Genomic DNA, 20,718 nt, shown 5'->3' with positions numbered 1-20,718 from the left:
CCCCCCCCCCCCCCCCCCCCCCGAAACTATTTTTATCATATATTTTAGGCCTTAAGGGCTGCAATTTCGTCCCTTAGCTTAGCCGCTTTAATGAAATCAAGATTTTTAGCCGCCGCTTCCATTTCTTTTTGCTTTTGCTCGATCATTTTTTCAACATCTTCACTGGCATAGGTAGCTTTAACTTCAGCAACCTTCTGAAGAATTTCTTTCTGGGTGTATTTTTCATCAGGAAAGTCTTTACTTCTTCCTACAAGGTTCTCAGATATCTTTTTATTGAGGGCTGTCGGTACCATACCATGATCCTCATTGTACTTCATCTGTTTTGCACGGCGGTATTCGGTTTCATCTAATGTTGCCTGCATCGATTTGGTAATCTTATCAGCATACATAATTGCTTTTCCGTTGATATTTCTTGCTGCACGTCCCACAGTCTGAATCATAGATCTTCTGCTTCTCAGCATTCCTTCCTTGTCAGCATCCAGAATAGCTACTAATGATACTTCAGGCAAGTCTAATCCTTCTCTTAAAAGGTTTACTCCAATCAGAACATCAAAGAGACCTAAACGCAGATCCTGCATAATCTGAATACGTTCCAGTGTTTCAACATCCGAGTGGATATATCTTGTCCTGATTCCGAATTTTGTGAAGTATTTCGTAAGTTCTTCCGCCATTTTCTTGGTTAAAGTAGTGACCAGAACCCTTTCATCAGCATCTGCTCTTTTCTGGATCTCTTCCATTAAATCATCAATCTGATTTAAACTTGGTCTTACTTCAATAATGGGATCAAGAAGTCCTGTTGGGCGGATAATCTGTTCAATATAAGCTCCGCCAGTTCTTTCCAGTTCATAATCTGCCGGAGTAGCAGAAACATAGATCACCTGATTCTGGATAGCTTCAAATTCTTCAAATTTTAAAGGCCTGTTATCCATTGCAGCAGGAAGCCTGAATCCATATTCTACTAGCGCTTCTTTTCTGCTTCGGTCACCACCATACATGGCATGAACCTGTGGCACTGTTACATGGCTTTCGTCAATAACCATCAAGAAATCTTTAGGAAAATAATCAATCAGACAGAAAGGTCTTGTTCCCGGAAGTCTGCCGTCAAGATATCTGGAATAATTTTCAATTCCTGAGCAGTAGCCTAGTTCTTTAATCATTTCCAGGTCAAGTTCAGTTCTTTCCTGAAGTCTTTTGGCTTCCAGTGGTTTTCCTATAGAGCTGAAGAAATCAACCTGTTTTACCATGTCATCCTGGATATCTTTAATCGCTCCGTTTAAAGTCTCTTTTGAGGTTACGAAAAGATTAGCCGGGTAAATCTGTATCTGATCGAAATTATCCTCTACATTTCCACTGACAGGATCAAAGCTTTGAATTTTTTCAATTTCATCCCCAAAAAACTGAATTCTAATCGCATTGTCTGCATATGCCGGGAAAACATCAATAACATCTCCCTTTACACGGAATGTTCCTCTTTGAAATTCATTTAATGTTCTGGCGTATAGGGCGTTTACTAAAGAATGGAGAAGGGCTGTTCTCGTTACTTTTTCACCAATAGCGATAGAAATTAATGATTTGTGAAACTCAGTAGGGTTTCCGATACCATAAATACATGAAACAGAAGCTACAATCAATACATCTCTTCTTCCTGAGAGAAGACTTGCCGTTGCGGAAAGACGTAATTTTTCCACCTCTTCATTAATGCTCAGATCCTTTTCAATATAGGTCCCGGTTGTTGCAATATAGGCTTCCGGCTGATAGTAATCATAGTAGCTGACAAAATACTCTACGGCATTTTCAGGAAAGAATTCTTTAAATTCCATGAAAAGTTGTGCCGCCAGTGTTTTATTATGTGCCAGAACTAAGGTAGGACGCTGGACATGTTGAACAACATTGGCAACCGTAAAGGTTTTTCCGGATCCTGTTACCCCAAGAAGTGTCTGGTATTTTTCACCAATTTCAATTCCTGCAGTAAGTTTATCGATGGCTTGGGGCTGATCCCCGGTGGGTTTATATTCTGATTGAAGCTTAAAATCCATAAGAAGAATGTATAGAACAAAAATACGAAAGAAATTATTAGGCATGATAAAGTTTCGATGATGAATATTTTACAGATGTGTTTATTTACTCATAGTATGTCTTATACCTGTATCATAAAGTTTAAATAAGCTGGTTAATGGCATTATTTTTCCATTCATTATTAAACACCTAATCATAATAGTATGAAAATCAATCAATTTTACATCCCAGTGCTGAGCCTTTTTCTGATTTTATCTTCGTGCAAAAAGAATCATGCGAATGCACAGCAGACAGGAAATGATGGCAGCGTAGAGTCAGAAAAGGCTAATTCTGATTATCAGCCTGCATTTAAGGGACAGACAAGAACTAAAGCAATAAAAACAAATACAGCTTACAACGTAGAGATACTGAATAAGGACCTAGGGAGACCATGGGGAATTATTAATTTACCGGATGGGAGATTCCTTATTACAGACAAAAGAGGGTATATGAATATTGTTTCAAAGGATGGAAAGCAGATCACACTGATAGAAGGCTTTCCAAAAGTTGATTCTAAAGGACAGGGAGGAATGCTGGATGTAGCCCTTGATCCGGATTTTAAAAAGAATTCGATTATTTATTTCAGTTTTTCGGAGCCCTTTGGAAAAGGAAATCTGACTTCAGTAGCGAAAGGAAAATTATCAGATAATTTTAAATCAATTTCAGATGTAAAAATAATTTTCCGGGCAGAACCTTCTTATGATGGGGACAAACATTACGGAAGCAGATTGGTTTTTGATAAAGATGGAAACTTATTTATCAGCACCGGAGAAAGATCTGATAAAGTAACAAGGGTCTACGCACAGAAAACAGATAATTATTTAGGAAAAATCATCAAGATTACCAAGGATGGATTACCAGCCCCGGGAAACCCATTTATAGGAAAACAAGGATATAAACCTGAAATTTATGCTTATGGAGTTCGTAATCCTCAAGGTTTGGCTATTGATCCCAACGGAAATCTTTGGGATGTGGAAATGGGACCAAGAGGAGGAGATGAGATCAACCTTATTCAACCGGGTAAAAACTACGGCTGGGGAGATGTAACCTATGGTATTGAATATTCAGGTGTTAAAGTAGGGAAAGGCATTACCCGGAAAGAAGGTACAGAACAGCCTGTTTATTACTGGGATCCTGTTATTTCTCCAAGTGGAATCACTTTCTATACCGGAAATATAGACGAATGGAAAGGAAATCTTTTCATCGGTTGCCTCAGTGGTGAACATATCGACAGAATTGTGATGAAAGATAATAAAGTCATAGGTGAAGAACGTCTTTTGGCAGATCAGAACGAACGCTTCAGAGATGTCCTGAATGGGATGGATGGTAATCTTTATGCTGTGACAGACAGTGGAAAGCTTTATAAGATTTCAAAAAAATAAAAAATCCTGCTGAATATTTCAGCAGGATTTTTGTAATAAAACAGGAGATCGGAAGAGGAAAGTTCTATCAGTCATTAGTAGAAATTTCACGTTCTTAAGTTCTGATGAAGGTATTTTATTAAATAACTTAGGAAAGAATAGCTTCCAGCCTCTCTCTACCAGCTTCCCTTATTTTTAAAACTTAAAGTTAAGTCTGGCAAAAACCTGTCTTCCTGCAAATCCCATCTGTACAGGGTCAAAAATCCCTCCGGCTTCTGTGTTTCCTTCTGTTACCTGTGCTGTCTGTAGCGTTGGGTATCTGTTGAATATATTTTTGCTGCCCAGAGTAAGGTTGAGGTTATTTGAAAACTCATATCCAAAAGAGATGTCTGTTGTTACTTTAGGGTTATAAATCTGTTCTCCATCGTCATATCCGATTAATGTAACCTTATCAAACCTTACCAGTTGAAGATTTGCATTGAACTTACTGATCTTATAGTTGAGGTTAAGGTTTATCTTTGTTTTAGGAGCGGAAGCCAGAATAAAGGCTCTTTCTCTAGCACTTAGATAAACGTCTTCTTTTCCTTGTAGCTGTGGTGAGGTATTAACATTGGTAATTTCCATGTCATTATAGTTTCCGGCCAATGTAGCCGTTAATTTTCCTGATCCAAGACTTTCGCTATAGCTTAGGATAACATCAATTCCCTTAGTTCGGGTATCAATTGCATTGGAAAAGAACTGGGCCTGGTCAATGTAAGGGTAATCAGCCTGTACTTCCTTGGGTAAATCATCCTTTGAAAAATTTCCTGTCAGAACAATTCTGTTTTTTACACTAATATAGTATCCATCAATCGTTGCTGTGAATTTACCTGTATTAAAAGTAAAGCCGGCACTTCCGTTTACCGATGTTTCCTGTTTCAGCTGTTCAATGCCCAATCTTTTAGCAAGATCGCTATCATTCGAAGCCAATTGAATGGTAACCAATTTGCCATTCTGGAAATTTGTGAACTGCTGACTGTAATACTTCTGAGCAAGAGATGGAGCCCTGAATCCGGTAGAGACAGACCCGCGGAATGCGAATTGAGGAGTAATGGCGTATCGGGTAGCAAATTTGCCATTCATGGTACTTCCAAAATCATTGTAGTTCTCAAATCTTCCAGCAACACTGATCATCCAGTTTTTGGTAATATCCAGTTCCGTATCTACATAAGCGGCAAAATTATTTCTGTTTTTACCGATGTCTGTAGAATACCCTGGAAAACCCTGTGATCCTCCCGGTCTTATGTTATTTTCGCCAGGTGGAACAAGAGGGTTGGTCACCAATAAATTGGCAGGTGTATTAGGGGTTACCACATTTCCATTAATGTCATACATCGTATAAGAAGCTTCTTCTCCTTTAATTATATTAAATTTTTCATATCTGAATTCTGATCCGAAAGCAATATTCAGCCCTTCCAGTACTTTAAATTGCCTTACAGCATTGAATCCTGTTGTATTTTGTAATAATGAATGCCCTCCTGCATAAAATTGAGTAGGAGACTTAGGGCCTAAAGTTGCGTTAACAGTATTGGTGATATCATAAGTAAATCTGTTATTTCCAAAAGCATTATAAAAATCTACATCCCAGTTAGCTACTTTGAATTTTAACCCATTATCAAAGGTGAAATCACTAATACTGGTGTCTTCAATAGGATCAAAACCCATTGGGTAGATTTCAGGGATATTGCCGTTAGCTTTAGGAGTTCTCGTCCATGCGTAGGCTTTTGTATTTCTGTGTGAAAAGCCTTGGCGGGAATAGAATTTCAGTCCATCAGTTAATGGGAGTTCAATATTTCCGAAAAAATAAAAATTCTGAGCCTTTGCATCTCCGAAACGTTGTCTAGGTGCAGTATACATTTCTGGATTTGCATTTCTTATCGCATAATCTTTGTTGATAAATTCAGCGGTGAAATTACCGAAGCCACCCTTGTTTCCAATTTTAGTTCCTAGATTTCCGCTGAAATCAAAAGTAGTTCCATCTACTTTATGATCGGAAGTCACATCGTTATTTCCCGGACTTTTAAAAAGATTCATTCCATAGAAAGCATTTCCTTCAAAACCTTTATCCCGGTCATTCAAAATAACATTGATGACCCCGGCAATTGCATCCGAACCATATTGAGCTGAAGCTCCATCACGCAGAACTTCTACTCTTTTAATTGCTCCAATGGGGATTGTATTCATATCATACCCTGTATTTCCTCTTCCTTTCGTTCCGAAAAGATTGATCAACGAAGACTGATGGTATCTTTTTCCATTAAGGAGAAGAAGAGTCTGATCCGGGCCAAGCCCTCTTAATGTTGCCGGATCTACGGCGTCAGCACCATCTGATCCTGATTGTTTGTTGGAGTTAAAGGAAGGTGCTGAGAACTGTAAAAGCTGGTTTATTTCTACCTGTCCTGTAGACTGGCTTACCTGTTTGATGTCTATAATATCAATAGGAACAGGAGTGTTGACAACAGTTCTTTTTTTGTTCCGGCTTCCGGTAATGGCTACTTCGTCTATTTTTGATTCCTTTGTAATAGTGTCTCTTACCTGTTGTGCATAGGATAGAGAAGAAGCAGTAAGAAAAATAATGCTTATGTATTTTATCTTCATATTGATAATTTTGAGTGATGGCTAGCTCAAAATTATCAATATTTATTCTTAAATCAATACTTAAATTTATTATTTGTTATGAATGTCTTAATTTAATACCGTATATGTTAAAATAAAGTAAAATAATAGTTAAAATGTTTAATTTAATGAAAATTTTAAACATTAAAAGCTGGTAATGATTCGCTTAATCCCTTCTTCTAAAATTTCCTGTGAAGTGGAAAAGCAGATTCTTATATGTCCTTCAGCTCCTTTTCCAAACCATCTTTCTGAGCCAGGAACAATCGCTACTTTTCCCTGTTGTAGAACATGTTGTGCAAACTGATCGCTGGACATTCCGTTTTCAATCTTCGGAAATAATACAAAAGTGGCTTCAGGCAGGCTGGGGGTCACAAGTCCTGAACCGCTTAAGAGCTGGAATGCAAGATCTCTATTTTGCTGTAAATGATTTAAAAATTCTTTATACCACGGTTTGGCTTTTTCCAATGCTACACTTCCCGCAATTTGTGATAAAGTAGATACTCCTTCTATGGTAGAATTGAAATTGGATTGCTCCGTAAAATCTTCAAGAATTTCCTGATCATTACATAAAACAGCACCAATTCTCAATCCAGCAATCCCAAATGATTTTGAAAATCCATACACCGTAAAGCTTTTTCTTTTAGCCTCTTCAGAAACTGATGAATAGGTATGGAAATCTCTGTTGTCATAAATAATATCACTCCAGATCTCATCACTCATTACCCACAAATCATGAGCAGAAGCAATCTCAGAAACCTTTTTCAGTGTTTCTTTAGAGTATACTTTTCCCAGCGGGTTATGTGGATTACAGATACTGATCAGTTTAGTGTTGGGATTGATTAAAGAAACCATTTTTTCAAAATCAATTTCTCCGGTTTTGGTATCAACCGGGCATAGTTTTACTGTTCCACCGGCTGTTTCTACTGACTTTTTAAATAAAAAATCTACAGGATCCAGAATAATAGCTTCATCACCAGAGTTTAAAACATATTTGGCGATCAGGAACATTCCCTGCGCAGCACTGTTTACAGCAAGAATGTTTTCTGGAGAAAAAGTTCCATGTTTTTCCTGATTAAAATGATCAGCAACACTTTTCTTAAACTCCGGAAGTCCGGAAAATGGGCCATAGCTAAGATAACCGTCTCTGATATATTCAATAATTCCCTGCTCTATTTCCGGGGCAGTTCTGAAGTCAGGATCAGCAGCTGTTAGAGGAATAATTCCGTCTTCCAGGGTTGCCCATCTTCCGTTGTAGGCTTTTCTTTTTAGGGCTTCGAAGTTGATATCGTTATTGGTAAACATTTTTTATTTGTATGATATGGGTAAAATATTGTCTGTTTGTTGGTCTGTTGGAAGTAGAAACTGATTCAATAGTATTCTGCCATTATGAATGTGAGTTTCTATTTCAGGCTTTCTTTCCGACTCATATTTATAAAAAGCTGCTGTAATATCAGTCTCTTCAACTAAGTATTTAGTCAGTGTGTAAGAATCCTTCAGTGCTGAGGTTACTCCCTGGCTCGTAAATGGAATGAGCGGATGTGCTGCGTCGCCTATGAATACTGTGTTATCTTTGTAAAAAGGGTTGAGGTTTTCCAATTCATAAACACACCATAAGTGTACATTCTTGTAGCTTGATTTTTTGATAATTGATGAAACTAAAGGACACCAGTCTGCAAAAACGTCAAGCATATAATTTTTTAAATGGTCAGCAGTACATTCGTTGATCTTATACTTTTCATTATCGAATTGGGAATACCAAAGAATTGTATCATGGGAAAGCTTAAGGATTCCAAAAGTAAGGCCGCCCTGATCGTGATGAAACTTCATGAAATCATTCTCGATAGAAGCAGCAATTTCTTTGTCTGTAATAATATTAACCACTTCATTTTCCCTTACCTGTCTCATCTTTTCATCCTTAAAAAGACTTCTTCTGATCCGGCTTTTTGAGCCATCCGAAACAATGGTGATATCAGCTTCTATATCAGTTCCGTCAGCATTCTTAAGTTTTCCTTTTTCTGTTTCACAGGGAATTACAGTAGTATTGTATGTTATTTTTTCAGGACAAATTTTTTCAGACAGAAGCTGAATGAGTGCGTGTCTTGAAATGGCAAACACATTACTGAGGTCCTTTTCTGCTAGTTTTTTGCCTGTATGGGAATATTGTATGTATTTTTTCAGAAAGCTACCATGTGCAAAAAGAAGCGAGCGGTCAATGATCTGAGTAAGATATTCTATGCCCTCCTGTGGAATAAGAAAGCCATGGCCGGCAAGATCTTCTTTTTTTCTTCTTTCGTAAATATGGTAATCAAAGTTGTGCTTTTCGAGATAATTCGCCATGCTTAAGCCGGAAATACCGGCGCCCACGACAGCAATTTTGTTCATGTTCGGAATAATGGATTTTTTCAGGTTGGTGTTTAGATTACTTTTTCAGTACAAAAGTAAATTAAAAACATTCATTATTTTTAAAAAATAAATTAAATTGATTCTTAAATTTCAAAAAAATAGATGAAAAGCATAAGAAATATTGAGTAAAATATTAGAGTAAGAAATGACCATAAAAAAACCGGAATTTATTTCCGGTTTTAGTTTTTATGCTTTTTCAAGCTGAACAGTAAAATGTCTTAATATTTCCGGCTCCCAGGTAATTTTATACCCTTTTGCAATTTCTTCACGTCTTTCATATACATTCTTTATTGCAGCAGCAATATAATCCATATGATTATTAGTATAAGTCCTTCTAGGAATCGCCAGACGTACCAATTCCAATTTAGGATAGCGGTTTTGTCTGGTTTCAGGATCTCTGTCTGCCAGTAAAGTTCCAATCTCTACCGTTCTGATTCCGGCTTCCTTATAAATCTCAAGGCCTAATGTCTGAGCCGGATATTCCTCACGGGAAACATTGGGAAGGAAATTCAAAGAGTCAATGAAGACGGCGTGTCCTCCAATTGGCTTCTGAACCGGAATTCCGTATTCGATCAGTTTGTTTCCAAGGTATTCAACCTGGGAAATTCTGCTTTCCAGATAAGCAAATTCTGTAGCTTCATCAAGTCCTACAGCCAAAGCTGCCATGTCTCTCCCTGCCATTCCCCCATAAGTAATAAACCCTTCATAAATGATGGTGAAGCTGGATGCTTTTCTGAAGATTTCCTCGCTATTTAAAGCGATAAATCCACCGATGTTTACCAATCCGTCCTTTTTAGAACTCATGGTCATTCCGTCACCATAAGAGAAAATTTCTTTGCAGATCTCTTTGATGCTTCTGTTTTCCTGTCCCTGTTCTCTTTTTTTAATGAAGTAAGCATTTTCTGCAAATCTTGCGGAATCAAAGAATACAGGAATTCCGTATTGGTCGGAAAGGGCTTTTACCGCTTTCATGTTTTCTAAAGAAACAGGTTGCCCTCCTGAAGAATTACAAGTAATAGTGATTAGGCAGAACGGAATACTTTCCTTTGGATGACTTTTATAAACTGCCTCCAGTTTTTCAAGGTTGATATTCCCTTTGAAGGGGTGAAGATCATTAATGTCAAAAGCTTCATCAATTGTACAGTCAATTGCGTGTGCTTTTCTGAACTCAATATGTCCTTTTGTGGTATCAAAATGAGAGTTTCCGGGAACTATATCACCTTCTTTTACCAATACAGAAAAAAGCACATTTTCAGCAGCTCTTCCCTGGTGAGTTGGCAATAGGTATTTGAATCCGGTAATTCTTTCAACAGTATTCTGAAGCTGCTCAAATGAACGGGATCCTGCATAGCTTTCGTCGCCGGTCATCAATGCTGCCCATTGTCTGTCAGACATTGCTCCGGTTCCGGAATCTGTTAAAAGGTCAATATAAACGTGTGAAGATTTCAAGTTGAAAAGATTGTAATTAGCTTCTTTAAGCCATTGTTCCCTTTCAGCTCTTGTGGATTGGTAGATTTCTTCCACCATTTTAATGCGGAAAGGTTCCGCGTACGGTAAATTCATGGGTTGGTATGTTTTTAAATTGTGTGTAAAAGAAAAATCGGTTTGAAAATAATTTTCAAATTCATCAATGTATATCTAAAGCGGAATAGAGGCTATTCCGGTGCTTTAAATATATTTTCATCAGAATGGAATCCGGCAACACCGCCGCTTACTGCAAACTTCATAGCCGAAGCAGCAGTCATCCCCACTACAGGTTTGATATTTTTTTCTTCAGTAACAATTACCCAGCCTGAAATTGCGTATGAATGGGGTAAATATACCGCAACGTAATTATGCTTGTCAACGTCCGACATTTCTTTCTGGGTTAAAAAACCGATTCTCCAGATTTCCGGATTTTCGTTCGTTTTTACCCATACAGGATCGTTGAATTTTTTCTTGTCGCCCACAAAAGAGGACATGACGTCCTTGGTAGGAGTGTAAATATGTTTTACTCCCGGTGTTTTTTCCAGTAAACTGTCCATGGTGTCGAAAAAGAACCTTCCTACCACAAATTTATTTCCCAGAAAGCCTAAAATAGCAGTAAGTAATATGATTGAAACGAAAACAAGCCCCGGAACCTGCTTTGCCAGCGAAGGAACAAGGTTGTCTATAGCGCTTACAATATACCAGATCACGAAAATTGTGAGTCCGATTGGGCCAATAATAACCAGCCCCTGAAAAAAGTTTTTCAGGAATAGATTGGCAATACTTTCAAAGCTAGGTTTCTTCAACGTTTATTCTTTACTGTTTATAGGTTAACCGTGTATGGTTTCTTTATTTCCGTAGGATTTAATAATATTGGCTTCATATTCCAGCCATGCTTCCCATCGCTCATTTACCCTTTCAGGATCACCAAGTTGTCTTGCAAATGCAATGAAAGTTGTATAATGGTTAGCCTCAGAGATCATAAGCTCCCTGTAGAAGACTTTAAGTTCTTCATCCTTGATGTTTTCTGTAAGAACTTTGAATCTCTCACAGCTTCTGGCCTCAATCATTGCTGCAAAAAGCATTTTGTCCACAATAAGATCTTCTCTGCTTCCCTGGATAATAAACTTTGCCAGCTCATTCACATAGTCATCCTTTCTTGCTCTTCCGAACTTGTAGCCTCTCTTTTTAATGATTTCATGAACCTGGTTGAAATGATCAAGTTCTTCCTGAGCAATGGCAAGAAGCTCTGTAACGATTTCCGGATATTCAGGAAGCATTGTGATCAGACCAATGGCATTGGTAGCAGCTTTTTGTTCGCACCACGCATGATCTGTTAAAATTTCTTCGATGTTTCCTTCTGCAATGTTTGCCCACCTTGGATCGGTAGGGAGTTTCAACTTAAACATGTTTTAAATTTTTGTAAATTTAAAACAAATTAGGCATATTCGGTGCTTTTGATAGGGTAGAATTTCTATTCTGTTGGGTTTTGTTTAATGAGGAGCGTGTTTTATATAGTATTTATAAAAAGCAGAGCCGTTAGAGTATTGTATTTTTTCTTAAATTACTGTCTAATAACGAAACTAATAATCAGATAATCATTTGAATGGATATAAGTAGACAGTTCTGTTGGTCAATAGGATATTTATTGCTTTTCATAGGGGGAGGGAAGATGCAGGCACAGGAAAAAGATTCACTGGAAATTTTGCTAAAGCCTTATGCAAGCCTTCGCGGACATCTGGCGGTATACGATAATAAGCTGGAGCTTCAGGAAAATGCTTCCAGAATTGGATTGGAAGTGAATATTAAAAAACATGATTTTGGAATCATTGCAGGGGGTGAAATTCAGTTGAATATGTTTAAAGGAGGCACCTCTTTTAATGTAGACGGCAATTTGTCAGGTGGTTTTCTTAGCGTAGAGTCTGCACAGAAACAACAGGTTTTTGGAAATCGTCTTGGGTATCTGGGATTGGATTTAGGTAAATTCGGAACCCTTACCATCGGAAAACAATGGAGTGTTTATCGGGATATTACTGCTTATACTGATAAGTTCAATGTTTTTGGATCAAGAGCATCAGCAACGTTTATTGGTGGAACAGACGGTGGAGAAACAGGAACTGGCCGGGCAGACCAGGCTGTTATTTACCGGAATCATTTTGGACCCTTTTATTTGGGTGGGCAGATTCAGGCGAGAGGCGGAAACAACGGTAAATTTATTGATGGATTCGGAGCTTCTCTTCAATATGAGATAAAAGAAGGGTTTTTTGCCGGGGCAGCTTATAATAGGGTCTTGCTTAGTGATAACCTTGTGACTGCCGGAAGAATTATTGGTCTTACAGGCCAACCTACTTATTTTTCTTTAGGAACTAAATACATTGGGCAGACTATAGATTTTAGTATTGTTGGTGTGCTGCAGAAAAACGGTGATTTTTCTCAGGGGTCTTATCTCGATCCTAACGTAGGGACATTCCCTTTTACAACCGTTTTTAATGCCAAAGGATTAGAAGTTTTCGGGAAATATAAATTCCAGAAGTTTTCTGTTTTGGCAGGGTATAATCTGTATGTTCCGGAGCTAAAATCTATAGAAGACACTTCAGTACAATATAGCCTTGATCCAGGATTTAAAAAGAATGATATTATTGTAGGTTTTTCCTATTTCCCTTTTAAATTTGCTCAAATTTATAGTGAACAAAGATTTTCTATGGGAAAAACGTCAAATGGAGAAAGAGAAAAGAGTGTTTTCACTTTGGGTCTTAAAATTGATCTTTCAGGCAGTTTCAGTAAGAAGATCAGTTTTTAATAGCTGTTTTCTTTCTGAAAAATTCAAGGATATTCCATCCTAAAGTATCTATTTTTTTCAGTCCTGCAGAAATAACGAATGCCAGAAGGATATTAATAACATAAATAATAATCATCAAAACCCACCATGACATGTTTTCTTTCAGTGGAACGACGAAAAAATATACTAAAGACGAACTTATCCCCTGTGCAAAATAGAAGAAAATAGCATTTTTACCAATGTAAGTGATAAAGTTTTCCTTAGTAATCTTTAATCTGTTATAAAGAACAAATAAGGTAACCAGAGAAAATTGAGCCCAAATGATATAAGGAATCTGTGGTGGAAATTTATTTTTATTGATTTTGTAAAAAATTTCATTTCCATGATACCAGAACATCCATGTTAAAGCCAAAGCAACAAATGCATATAATACAGGAATAAACTTGTTTGGGATCTTTTTTCCGCGCATTCTGTTCCCAATTAAAAAAACGGCCATATAAAAGGCAACGTAGCCCACTTGTCCTGTCGGATAATATTCTGGGAATATATTGAATAATAAGGTCAGGCCAATACAGAGTCCAATAAACCAATTGATATGTTTTGGAAAAAATCTTAAGATTAGTACCCCCAAAACAGTAAGAATATAATAGACTTTGAGGTACCAAAAGCTCCCCATAACAACTGGAAAAGTGTCAGCATTAGTATATTGATGCAGATACCAGTTTCCTAGGTTTTGCCATTGTGGAATTGCAGAAATACTGGTGGTAGAGTATTTGGAACCGAAGGTTGAATAAAAATTCTGTAGCCATTCCAAGGAAAAGAATGTCAGTCCAAAGACCTTAAAGAAGTAATCTAAGAGGAACAGAAATGTTACAAAAATCATATAGGTGATCTGTAATTTGAGTAACCTGTAAAATGTTTTCTCAATATTGGCTCCTGAAGTAATTCCGCTCAATGCATAAAATAAGGCGACATCAAAAACAAGGGAAAACACTCTTACTTCTGCCGGAATATAGAACTGTCCCGACCAGAAAGCCGTGTGGATAAAGATAATGGATAGGGTAGCCAGTCCTTTGGCGAAGTCAATATAGAGATCTCTGTTCATTAGGATAGATATGGGTCAAAAGTAAATAAAACTTTTGTTATTTTTCAAGTCAAATAAAAGAGGCAGAACTTAAATTGCCTGCCTCCTTTCTTAAATATGCTAAAAATGAATGTTTCTTTTATTGAAGATGTTTAAATTCTTCCGCAGAAATTTCTCCGGACTGAATTTTTCTTAGTTCATCTATATATTGGCTCATGTAAGCATCAATCTCTGGATTTATCTTATTCTTAGCCATTTTATAAGTTCCGTTAAGAACTCCCTGGTAGTAATAGAAGAAATTATAATCAAAGTTGGATGCATTAAGGTCATATTGCCCTAAAAGGAAACCTAAACGAACAGCTGATCTTCTTTGTGCAGGAGTTCCATGGTGTCCCGGGCTATTGGTTTGGTAATCTCCAATGCTTTGTGCAAACTCGTAAGCGGCAGCAATTTCTGGGAAACTTGTCTTATTGTAACCGTTAGGTCTTCTTAAGTAATATCCTGCAAAACCATCAGCTTCAAGCTCATTAGGTCTTGCTGTATTTTCGTTTACTGAAGGAAGTCCAAAGATATACTGTAACTGATGTCCGTACTCATGAGCAAGAATCATTGCATTCACAATATCTCCGCCTTTTGCTTTTGCATCATAATAGATAGCATAACCATAATAGATCTTTCCTGTAGAATAAGAAATTGCATTGTAGGTTGAATTGAAATTAGATGCATCATTCACAAATCGTAGAGTAGGATTGCTTCTTCCCCATAAACTTGCAATTTTAGTCATCTGAGCATTCATGAAATTAGTGTCTGTGGAGTTCTGAAGTCCGGTCAATAAAACAGAATTGGAGCTCCAGTTATTGTCTACATATGCACAGTTTTTTTCAACGGCTCCGGGTTGTTCAATTTTTGCACTGGAGCTTTCCTGTTGAGGAAGAACAGTATCTTCCATTTTGTCATCACTACATGCTGTAAGGAATGTTGCAGCAATGGCGCCTGCTATTAAGCAGAGGTTAAAGTTTCTTTTCATATAATTATTTAGTTGGTAAAACGAAGGTAAGAAATTATCTTTTATATATGAGCACATTATCGTTAAAAATTATTCAAAACATAGTGAATAGATTTTTTCAATAAAAAACATTGCTTTGATTGTAAGCTGTTTAGAATTTTATTTGTATATTTGCACCTCGAAATAACTAAAAATTTATAAACAATGTTTGCAATTGTAGAAATAGCAGGGCTTCAATATAAAGTTGAGCAAGACCAAAAGTTGTTTGTGAACCGTTTAAAAGGAGATAAAGGAGGAAAAGTTTCTTTCGATAAAGTTCTTCTTACTGTAAACGGAGCAATCACTGTAGGCGCCCCAGCTGTAAGCGGAATCACTGTGGAAGCAGAGATCCTTGACCATGTAAAAGCTGATAAAGTAATCATTTTCAAAAAGAAAAGAAGAAAAGGTTACCAAGTGAAAAACGGTCACAGACAATCTTTAACTCAAATCGTAATCACAGGTATTACAGGATTTGAAGGCGGAGCTAAAAAAGCAGCTAAAAAAGAAACTGTAAAGTCTGAAGTTCTTTCTGACCATGCAACTGTTAACTTTGGTGAAGATCACGAATTGAACTATCACTTAAAGAAAAACAACTTGTCTCAGTCTAAAGAGAACAGAGAAACTTTAATTACTTTAGGTAAAGCAGTTAAAGTTGAATTAGAAAAGAATATTCTTACTCATGAAGAAGTAGATGCTGCTATCATTAAGAATATTGATCAATTTAAAGCACTTAACAAATAATCCAGTAATAAAATGGCACACAAGAAAGGAGTCGGTAGTTCCAAGAACGGTAGAGAGTCTCACTCTAAGAGATTAGGTGTGAAGATTTTCGGAGGACAAGCAGCTATTGCCGGAAATATTATTGTTAGACAAAGAGGTACTCAACACCACCCAGGTGATAATGTTGGTATCGGTAAAGACCACACTTTGTTTGCATTAGTAGATGGTAAAGTAGTTTTCAGAAAGAAAGCAAACAACAGATCTTTTGTATCTGTAGAACCAAACGCATAATTTTTAAGCGTTTTATAAAAATTAAATCCTCAGCATTTGCTGAGGATTTTTTTTGTTTGTATCCCAACTGTTAAATTTTTAATAAATATTCCAGTAGGTGTGAAATATTTATATATTTGCTAAAGATCAGATAACAAGTCCGCTGCAGATACCGAAAAGTATACAGAGCAGGCTGCAAATTAAAACTAAATAACTATGAAAAATTTAAAAAAATTAACAAAAAAGAGTCTGAAAACAATTAACGGTGGGGGTGTACTATGCCCAGCAAAGCCAATTACATCATGCGACTTATGGTGTGGGTTGACTCCACAGCAGAAAATGCGCTGTTTGCTTGATGTAGAAGAAGCTTGTACATGCTAATTCTTTGTAATTATTACATGACAAACCTTAGAAAATTTACTAAAAATCAATTGAAATCAATTGGAGGCGGGAATGATTATACATGTCCTGGTTACATGATAACGACTTGTGCCGAATGGTGCAGACTGAGCCCATGGCAGCAGCAGTATTGCTTGAATGCTATAGAAGAGTTTTGTAATTGCTCGTAATAAACCTTGATAATACAATGGGGCGGCTCAAAGAAGCCGCCCCATTGTATGTTATAAATCGTTTTTTCTCTTTAGAATCCTACCTGGAGACCAGCCTTGATACCAAATTTTGAAATATCAGGTCTGTCAAGATAATTTCCTCTCCAGTTAAAATCTACTCTGAATAATCTAAGATTACCAATCCCGATGTTTTCGATTCCAAATCCATATTCATAATAAATATGTTCATTGGGAGCAGAATATTTAAATCCTTCTACATTTATTGCCTTAGAAGCATCGCTCAAAGATCCATAAGCTGCTCTGATGAATGCTACCTCCCTGAACTTTAACTTTTTGATTAATGGAATGTAAGACAATATTTTACCATTAAAATGATGCTCCAAATGAAGGGTAGTATAAGCATCTGCTACAAATTCATAATAATTCAATTGTGAGAATGTATTCGGGGCTAAACCATAAGAAAGGTTAGCAGGAATAATATTCTGTAAAGCCAAAGGAACCGTATTAAAATTCTTTCCTGCTTCAAAACTGACAATCGTTTTTCCTAATGTTCCAATCAAAAACGGCTTATAGAACATAAACTGAAGCTTATCATAGTTGAAATCGGCATTGAATAACCCTTCAATACCTCTGGTATATCTTAAAACAATAGTAGGGGCAAGATTTTTTGCCTGATATCGATCGATTCCGGTTTGAGAAAATTTCGCTCCAGGTTTTGCAATTAAGCTGATTGTAACATGAGAATCATTGACTGTTTTTCTTAATTGCCCATCCCCTTGATAATACATAAGGTTGAACTTCTCAGGAATAGCAGATTTAATACTTTGCATTACTCCATCCACTCTGATCTGTACATTTTTCCAAGGCTCAATAGCAGCAAAAACACTCGTTTGATTTACAGAACTCAAAGAAATATTCTCTCCTCTGGCAAAAAATGTGCTTGAAGATAAAGAACGTGATGCCACTCCGTCACCGGATGTAAGCTGGCCTCCAAGCTGAACAATATCTCTGCTGGTTCCGGCTCCAATCATAAATCGGTTAAGCCTGTTGAACATATATCGTGCTTCAGCTCCATATTTTACCTGCTGATCTTTAAATCCATAAGCCGTATAGAACTGAACCCTCCAGGGATCATTCAATCCAAAATATGATCTTGCTCCAATTCTTATTCTGTCCCCTTCCACTTCATTTCTTCCATATACAGAGAAAATAGGACCAAAATCTACTCCTTTAAACGCATTATAATAACGGGAACCAAGAGTTTCAAACAGCTTTACCATTCGGTTGAACTTAGGAGTCTGCTGCAGCTGATCCAACATTTTATAAACCCCTTGTTCGGATTTTGATAAGGTATCAGGTCTTGCCTTAGTCCAGTAAGCATCATCTTTATCTGTAAATTTATCCTCGTATTCCTCCTCTTTTCTTTTGAAAACTTTAGGATCGAGTGGGATGTTGAATTCATAATTAGAATAGTCAACAGATTTTTTAGCGATAATACTCTTAGATCCTTTCTTCTTTGAAAAAGGACTCATCTCAACTTCTGTGATCAGTTTTTTAGGAAGGAATGTTGTTTCATCCGGATTGTCATACTCCAGTTGAGTATAAACACTGTTGACGAAATTAACATTGATTTTTTGTGTTGATCTTAAAGTAGCTCCCAAAACAGCATATGTATCCGTATCTATATAAAGATTTCCCTGGAATGCCAATACGTCTTTACGTTTAGGCTGATATCTTATTTGAAAAGCCTTCTCTCCATGGATCGCAATAGTGTCTACAAGATTATAGTCATAAGTCCCGAATCCATCTGTTCCTGCCGGACTTTGAAATCCAATATCAAAATAATTTAAAGTATTATCATAAATATTAATATCCCTGTACAGGTTTTTCGCCGAAACAGTAATAACCTGGTTATCCTGAAAACCTGAAGTCTTTTGAGCTACCAAAGTTCTTTTTGTGTCTTTATCGGGTTTGTTCCGACCATAATTTTCATAAACAGCCTCATTCAGAAAGATAGGAAGTCCAAGCCTTCCACTTGCAGTAGAATCAGCATAATTAAAAATGAAGTCCAGCTTATTGAAGATTTTCTTCTTCATAAAGCTGCTGTCTATATTATTAAGGTCAAATTGGGTTTTTTCATATTCTTTGTAAGAATAAGTATCAAATTTCTCCAGACCATTATTTCTTTTTTGAGCCCATACTTTTTGCATAATAGCATAAGCAGGGTTTTCTTTTTTGCTTTTATATTTAGGTTTTCCAGCCTGAATAACCACTTCCTGAATATTACTTACCTTAGCTTGGGAAAGCTGAACAAAAATATTTTCAGCATTTTCAGGGGTAACGTCAAAAATTTCTGGAGTATAATTCTTTCTTGAAAATCTCAGTCTCTGGATAATGCTGTCAGATTGTATACTGAAATTTCCCGAGGTCGTTGTAAGAGATGGGGTCTTGTCATCATTAATAAAAATATCAACTTTGCTTACATCTTTGTTGTTTTTGGCATCAACAATTTTACCGCTGGCCTTGTTTTGAGCACATACCAAGCTAGTGAAAGTAAGGAAAAATAATAAAAAATAGTGTTTTTTAGAGTTGTTGTTTAACATCATTCGTTTCTTCAGGCAATTAGCACAAACAAAAAGTATGCAGTTTTTTAAAAAATATATAAAAAAATAAAATATTCTTACGTTTCTATGTAAAACGGCAAATTTAACAAAAATAGTACTATCATTTGAGAAAAAATAAATACTAGTTTTATTGTCTTAACAGATAAGGATCAATTAATTAATGACAAGGTAAAAAGTCACTGTATTTATGACTTATATTCACTCAGAACCCCTTTTTTAAGAAATAACAAAATAGAAAATGTGTAATGACTTCAGCAAAAAAATGAATTCTTTCAAATTTGCAGTTAGGTTCGGGTTATCAAGATGCCTGAGAGTCATCATTTGAACGTACGGATTTCGAACAGTCTCTGCATATAAATAAACACCAATGTGTGTTATATCACATATATACTATATAATTATTTCATCAAAATTTTTCTACTTATCCTCTCCATGAAAATACTGAAACTCTCATACCTTAAGCTTTTTCTCTCATTTTCAAATCTCCACGTGTTCCATTTTTCAGGAGCTATTTCCCGCTATCCACTCTTACTCCTCGCGCCATCGCCCACCATGCTCAGGCCCCCGGCACTCCACTCCATGCTGCGGGGTAACCGTTTCTATCGGGGCTAGGGTAGGGGACCACTTTATAAATGATGAATAAATAATAGATAATAGATTGGCATCTATTAATATCCTTACCTATTATCCATAAGTGATGGCTTCTATCATTCCCATCCTTTGGAGGGGTGTCAAAAATTCAAAGAATTTTTGACGGGGTGGTAATCTAGTCATTTCTGCTCTATGAAAGTTCTGTGAAAATCTGTGTTATCTGTGGTAAAAAATAATAAATATAATCTTTCATCTTCCTGTCTTTCCTGTAAAACCACATTTAATATTATACATTGTGTTGCAACTCTATTGCTAACACCTCGCTAATCCATCATTTTTGTCATCCTGTAAGGATCTCAACAACATTATTTCAATATTAATAAAGCATCCACCAAAGTCAACTTTAATTTTTCTACTATATAATATATATACTTTCCTTTCCCTACCATTCCATCAATAGAAACAGGCTTTAGTCCGTTTATATAAAACAAAGCCCCTCCATTGGCTTTAGCCAAAACCTATTTCAAACCATTTTTGAAAACTTATCTTTACTATATATAATGTATACCTTCCATTACCTATCATTTATATCCCTCATATCCCAACAAAACATCTGTATTTCCCCCTTTTCCTGCCACCCGGCATCTCTCCACGCCAATCCCCAAACAAATGTTTAAAATTTTTCTCTCAACTAATCAGAACTTTAAGGGTAGTATGTTACTTTAATGTAAACTTTATGTTAAATAAGTTTGCGTGGTAAAGGAGAAGTCTCTATCTTTGCCCCACTGAAAAACGAAAGAGATTCAGTAAGCGCAGGAGAGCTTTTAGATAAGCAGAAACATTATATACTACGAAAGAGACAGGCGAAAAAAAACTTTCACTTTTTACTTTAAAAAGTTGCGGGTTAAAATAAAGTTTGTATCTTTGCAGTCCCAATTAAGGGAGCGCGGGAGTAGAGAGATTGAGGGTTTTGGAAAGGAATTAAGGTTATCAAAAAACTTTAAAATTTTCTTTCAAAACATTTGGTCAAATCAAAATAAAGTTTTACTTTTGCACTCGCAAATATGGAGCGCCACTGACAGAAGAGAGTGCTTC

General features: G+C 36.5%; 15 protein-coding genes. 5 read left to right on the top strand and 10 right to left on the bottom strand.

Annotated features, from left to right (window positions below; genetic code table 11):
* Positions 1–44: 44 nt before the first annotated feature.
* Positions 45–2,036: an excinuclease ABC subunit UvrB gene (uvrB, locus tag WH267_RS24620; protein WP_340011637.1), complete on the bottom strand. Its 1,992-nt coding sequence runs from the start codon at positions 2,034–2,036 to the stop codon at positions 45–47.
* A gap of 183 nt (positions 2,037–2,219) precedes the next feature.
* Between uvrB and WH267_RS24615 the strand changes: the two genes are divergently transcribed.
* Positions 2,220–3,437, top strand: a complete 1,218-nt coding sequence (locus WH267_RS24615) for a PQQ-dependent sugar dehydrogenase (protein ID WP_340011635.1) — start codon at positions 2,220–2,222, stop codon at positions 3,435–3,437.
* A 174-nt stretch (positions 3,438–3,611) separates the two neighbouring features.
* On the opposite strand, the gene WH267_RS24610 is transcribed toward WH267_RS24615, so the two are convergent.
* The 6 genes from WH267_RS24610 to WH267_RS24585 form a co-directional block, all read right to left on the bottom strand.
* Positions 3,612–6,053 (bottom strand): TonB-dependent receptor plug domain-containing protein, encoded by a 2,442-nt coding sequence (locus WH267_RS24610; RefSeq protein ID WP_340011634.1) that lies wholly within the window; start codon positions 6,051–6,053, stop codon positions 3,612–3,614.
* Between the two features lie 162 nt (positions 6,054–6,215).
* A complete protein-coding gene (locus WH267_RS24605; protein ID WP_340011633.1) occupies positions 6,216–7,373 on the bottom strand; it encodes a pyridoxal phosphate-dependent aminotransferase in 1,158 nt (385 codons plus the stop codon).
* Positions 7,374–7,376: 3 nt separating this feature from the next.
* Positions 7,377–8,453, bottom strand: a complete 1,077-nt coding sequence (locus WH267_RS24600) for an FAD-dependent monooxygenase (protein WP_123320142.1) — start codon at positions 8,451–8,453, stop codon at positions 7,377–7,379.
* Between the two features lie 207 nt (positions 8,454–8,660).
* A complete protein-coding gene (locus WH267_RS24595; RefSeq protein WP_340011630.1) occupies positions 8,661–10,037 on the bottom strand; it encodes a tryptophanase in 1,377 nt (458 codons plus the stop codon).
* A 92-nt stretch (positions 10,038–10,129) separates the two neighbouring features.
* The gene (locus WH267_RS24590) at positions 10,130–10,747 is read right to left on the bottom strand and encodes a DUF502 domain-containing protein (protein ID WP_115972017.1); all 618 of its coding nucleotides are present in this window, start codon (positions 10,745–10,747) and stop codon (positions 10,130–10,132) included.
* 24 nt (positions 10,748–10,771) lie between these two features.
* The gene (locus tag WH267_RS24585; protein ID WP_123320140.1) at positions 10,772–11,350 is read right to left on the bottom strand and encodes a tRNA-(ms[2]io[6]A)-hydroxylase; all 579 of its coding nucleotides are present in this window, start codon (positions 11,348–11,350) and stop codon (positions 10,772–10,774) included.
* Between the two features lie 197 nt (positions 11,351–11,547).
* Between WH267_RS24585 and WH267_RS24580 the strand changes: the two genes are divergently transcribed.
* A complete protein-coding gene (locus tag WH267_RS24580) occupies positions 11,548–12,741 on the top strand; it encodes a porin (protein WP_340011627.1) in 1,194 nt (397 codons plus the stop codon).
* Here the strand turns inward: WH267_RS24580 and WH267_RS24575 are convergent.
* Together WH267_RS24575 and WH267_RS24570 are read right to left on the bottom strand one after the other, a co-directional pair.
* Positions 12,731–13,825, bottom strand: a complete 1,095-nt coding sequence (locus tag WH267_RS24575) for an acyltransferase family protein (RefSeq protein ID WP_340011626.1) — start codon at positions 13,823–13,825, stop codon at positions 12,731–12,733. The genes WH267_RS24580 and WH267_RS24575 overlap by 11 nt on opposite strands.
* Before the next feature lie 118 nt (positions 13,826–13,943).
* Complete coding sequence (locus WH267_RS24570) at positions 13,944–14,831, bottom strand: metalloprotease (RefSeq protein WP_123320137.1); 888 nt, start codon at positions 14,829–14,831, stop codon at positions 13,944–13,946.
* Positions 14,832–15,014: 183 nt separating this feature from the next.
* Between WH267_RS24570 and rplU the strand changes: the two genes are divergently transcribed.
* The 3 genes from rplU (at position 15,015) to WH267_RS25230 (ending at position 16,220) form a co-directional block, all read left to right on the top strand.
* Positions 15,015–15,590 carry a 50S ribosomal protein L21 gene (gene rplU / locus WH267_RS24565; RefSeq protein ID WP_115972012.1) on the top strand — a complete coding sequence of 192 codons (576 nt, stop codon included), beginning with the start codon at positions 15,015–15,017 and terminating at the stop codon, positions 15,588–15,590.
* 12 nt (positions 15,591–15,602) lie between these two features.
* Positions 15,603–15,860, top strand: coding sequence for a 50S ribosomal protein L27 (gene rpmA, locus WH267_RS24560; protein WP_027372929.1), 258 nt, complete (start codon positions 15,603–15,605; stop codon positions 15,858–15,860).
* 195 nt (positions 15,861–16,055) lie between these two features.
* The gene (locus WH267_RS25230) at positions 16,056–16,220 is read left to right on the top strand and encodes a bacteriocin-like protein (RefSeq protein ID WP_445223285.1); all 165 of its coding nucleotides are present in this window, start codon (positions 16,056–16,058) and stop codon (positions 16,218–16,220) included.
* 259 nt (positions 16,221–16,479) lie between these two features.
* On the opposite strand, the gene WH267_RS24555 is transcribed toward WH267_RS25230, so the two are convergent.
* Positions 16,480–19,014, bottom strand: a complete 2,535-nt coding sequence (locus tag WH267_RS24555; protein ID WP_340011623.1) for a DUF5686 family protein — start codon at positions 19,012–19,014, stop codon at positions 16,480–16,482.
* Positions 19,015–20,718: the final 1,704 nt, after the last annotated feature.

The organism is Chryseobacterium sp. MYb328 (assembly GCF_037572595.1).
GTDB lineage: Bacteria > Bacteroidota > Bacteroidia > Flavobacteriales > Weeksellaceae > Chryseobacterium > Chryseobacterium pennae.
The sequence above is the reverse complement of the archived record's forward strand: the minus strand, read 5'-3'. Positions and strand labels throughout refer to the sequence as shown.

Coding starts and splice junctions, on each gene's coding strand:
- uvrB (WP_340011637.1), bottom strand. CDS start 2,036: ATGGATTTTAAGCTTCAATCAGAATATAAACCCACCGGGGATCAGCCC.
- WH267_RS24615 (WP_340011635.1), top strand. CDS start 2,220: ATGAAAATCAATCAATTTTACATCCCAGTGCTGAGCCTTTTTCTGATT.
- WH267_RS24610 (WP_340011634.1), bottom strand. CDS start 6,053: ATGAAGATAAAATACATAAGCATTATTTTTCTTACTGCTTCTTCTCTA.
- WH267_RS24605 (WP_340011633.1), bottom strand. CDS start 7,373: ATGTTTACCAATAACGATATCAACTTCGAAGCCCTAAAAAGAAAAGCC.
- WH267_RS24600 (WP_123320142.1), bottom strand. CDS start 8,453: ATGAACAAAATTGCTGTCGTGGGCGCCGGTATTTCCGGCTTAAGCATG.
- WH267_RS24595 (WP_340011630.1), bottom strand. CDS start 10,037: ATGAATTTACCGTACGCGGAACCTTTCCGCATTAAAATGGTGGAAGAA.
- WH267_RS24585 (WP_123320140.1), bottom strand. CDS start 11,350: ATGTTTAAGTTGAAACTCCCTACCGATCCAAGGTGGGCAAACATTGCA.
- WH267_RS24580 (WP_340011627.1), top strand. CDS start 11,548: ATGGATATAAGTAGACAGTTCTGTTGGTCAATAGGATATTTATTGCTT.
- WH267_RS24575 (WP_340011626.1), bottom strand. CDS start 13,825: ATGAACAGAGATCTCTATATTGACTTCGCCAAAGGACTGGCTACCCTA.
- WH267_RS24570 (WP_123320137.1), bottom strand. CDS start 14,831: ATGAAAAGAAACTTTAACCTCTGCTTAATAGCAGGCGCCATTGCTGCA.
- rplU (WP_115972012.1), top strand. CDS start 15,015: ATGTTTGCAATTGTAGAAATAGCAGGGCTTCAATATAAAGTTGAGCAA.
- rpmA (WP_027372929.1), top strand. CDS start 15,603: ATGGCACACAAGAAAGGAGTCGGTAGTTCCAAGAACGGTAGAGAGTCT.
- WH267_RS25230 (WP_445223285.1), top strand. CDS start 16,056: ATGAAAAATTTAAAAAAATTAACAAAAAAGAGTCTGAAAACAATTAAC.
- WH267_RS24555 (WP_340011623.1), bottom strand. CDS start 19,014: ATGATGTTAAACAACAACTCTAAAAAACACTATTTTTTATTATTTTTC.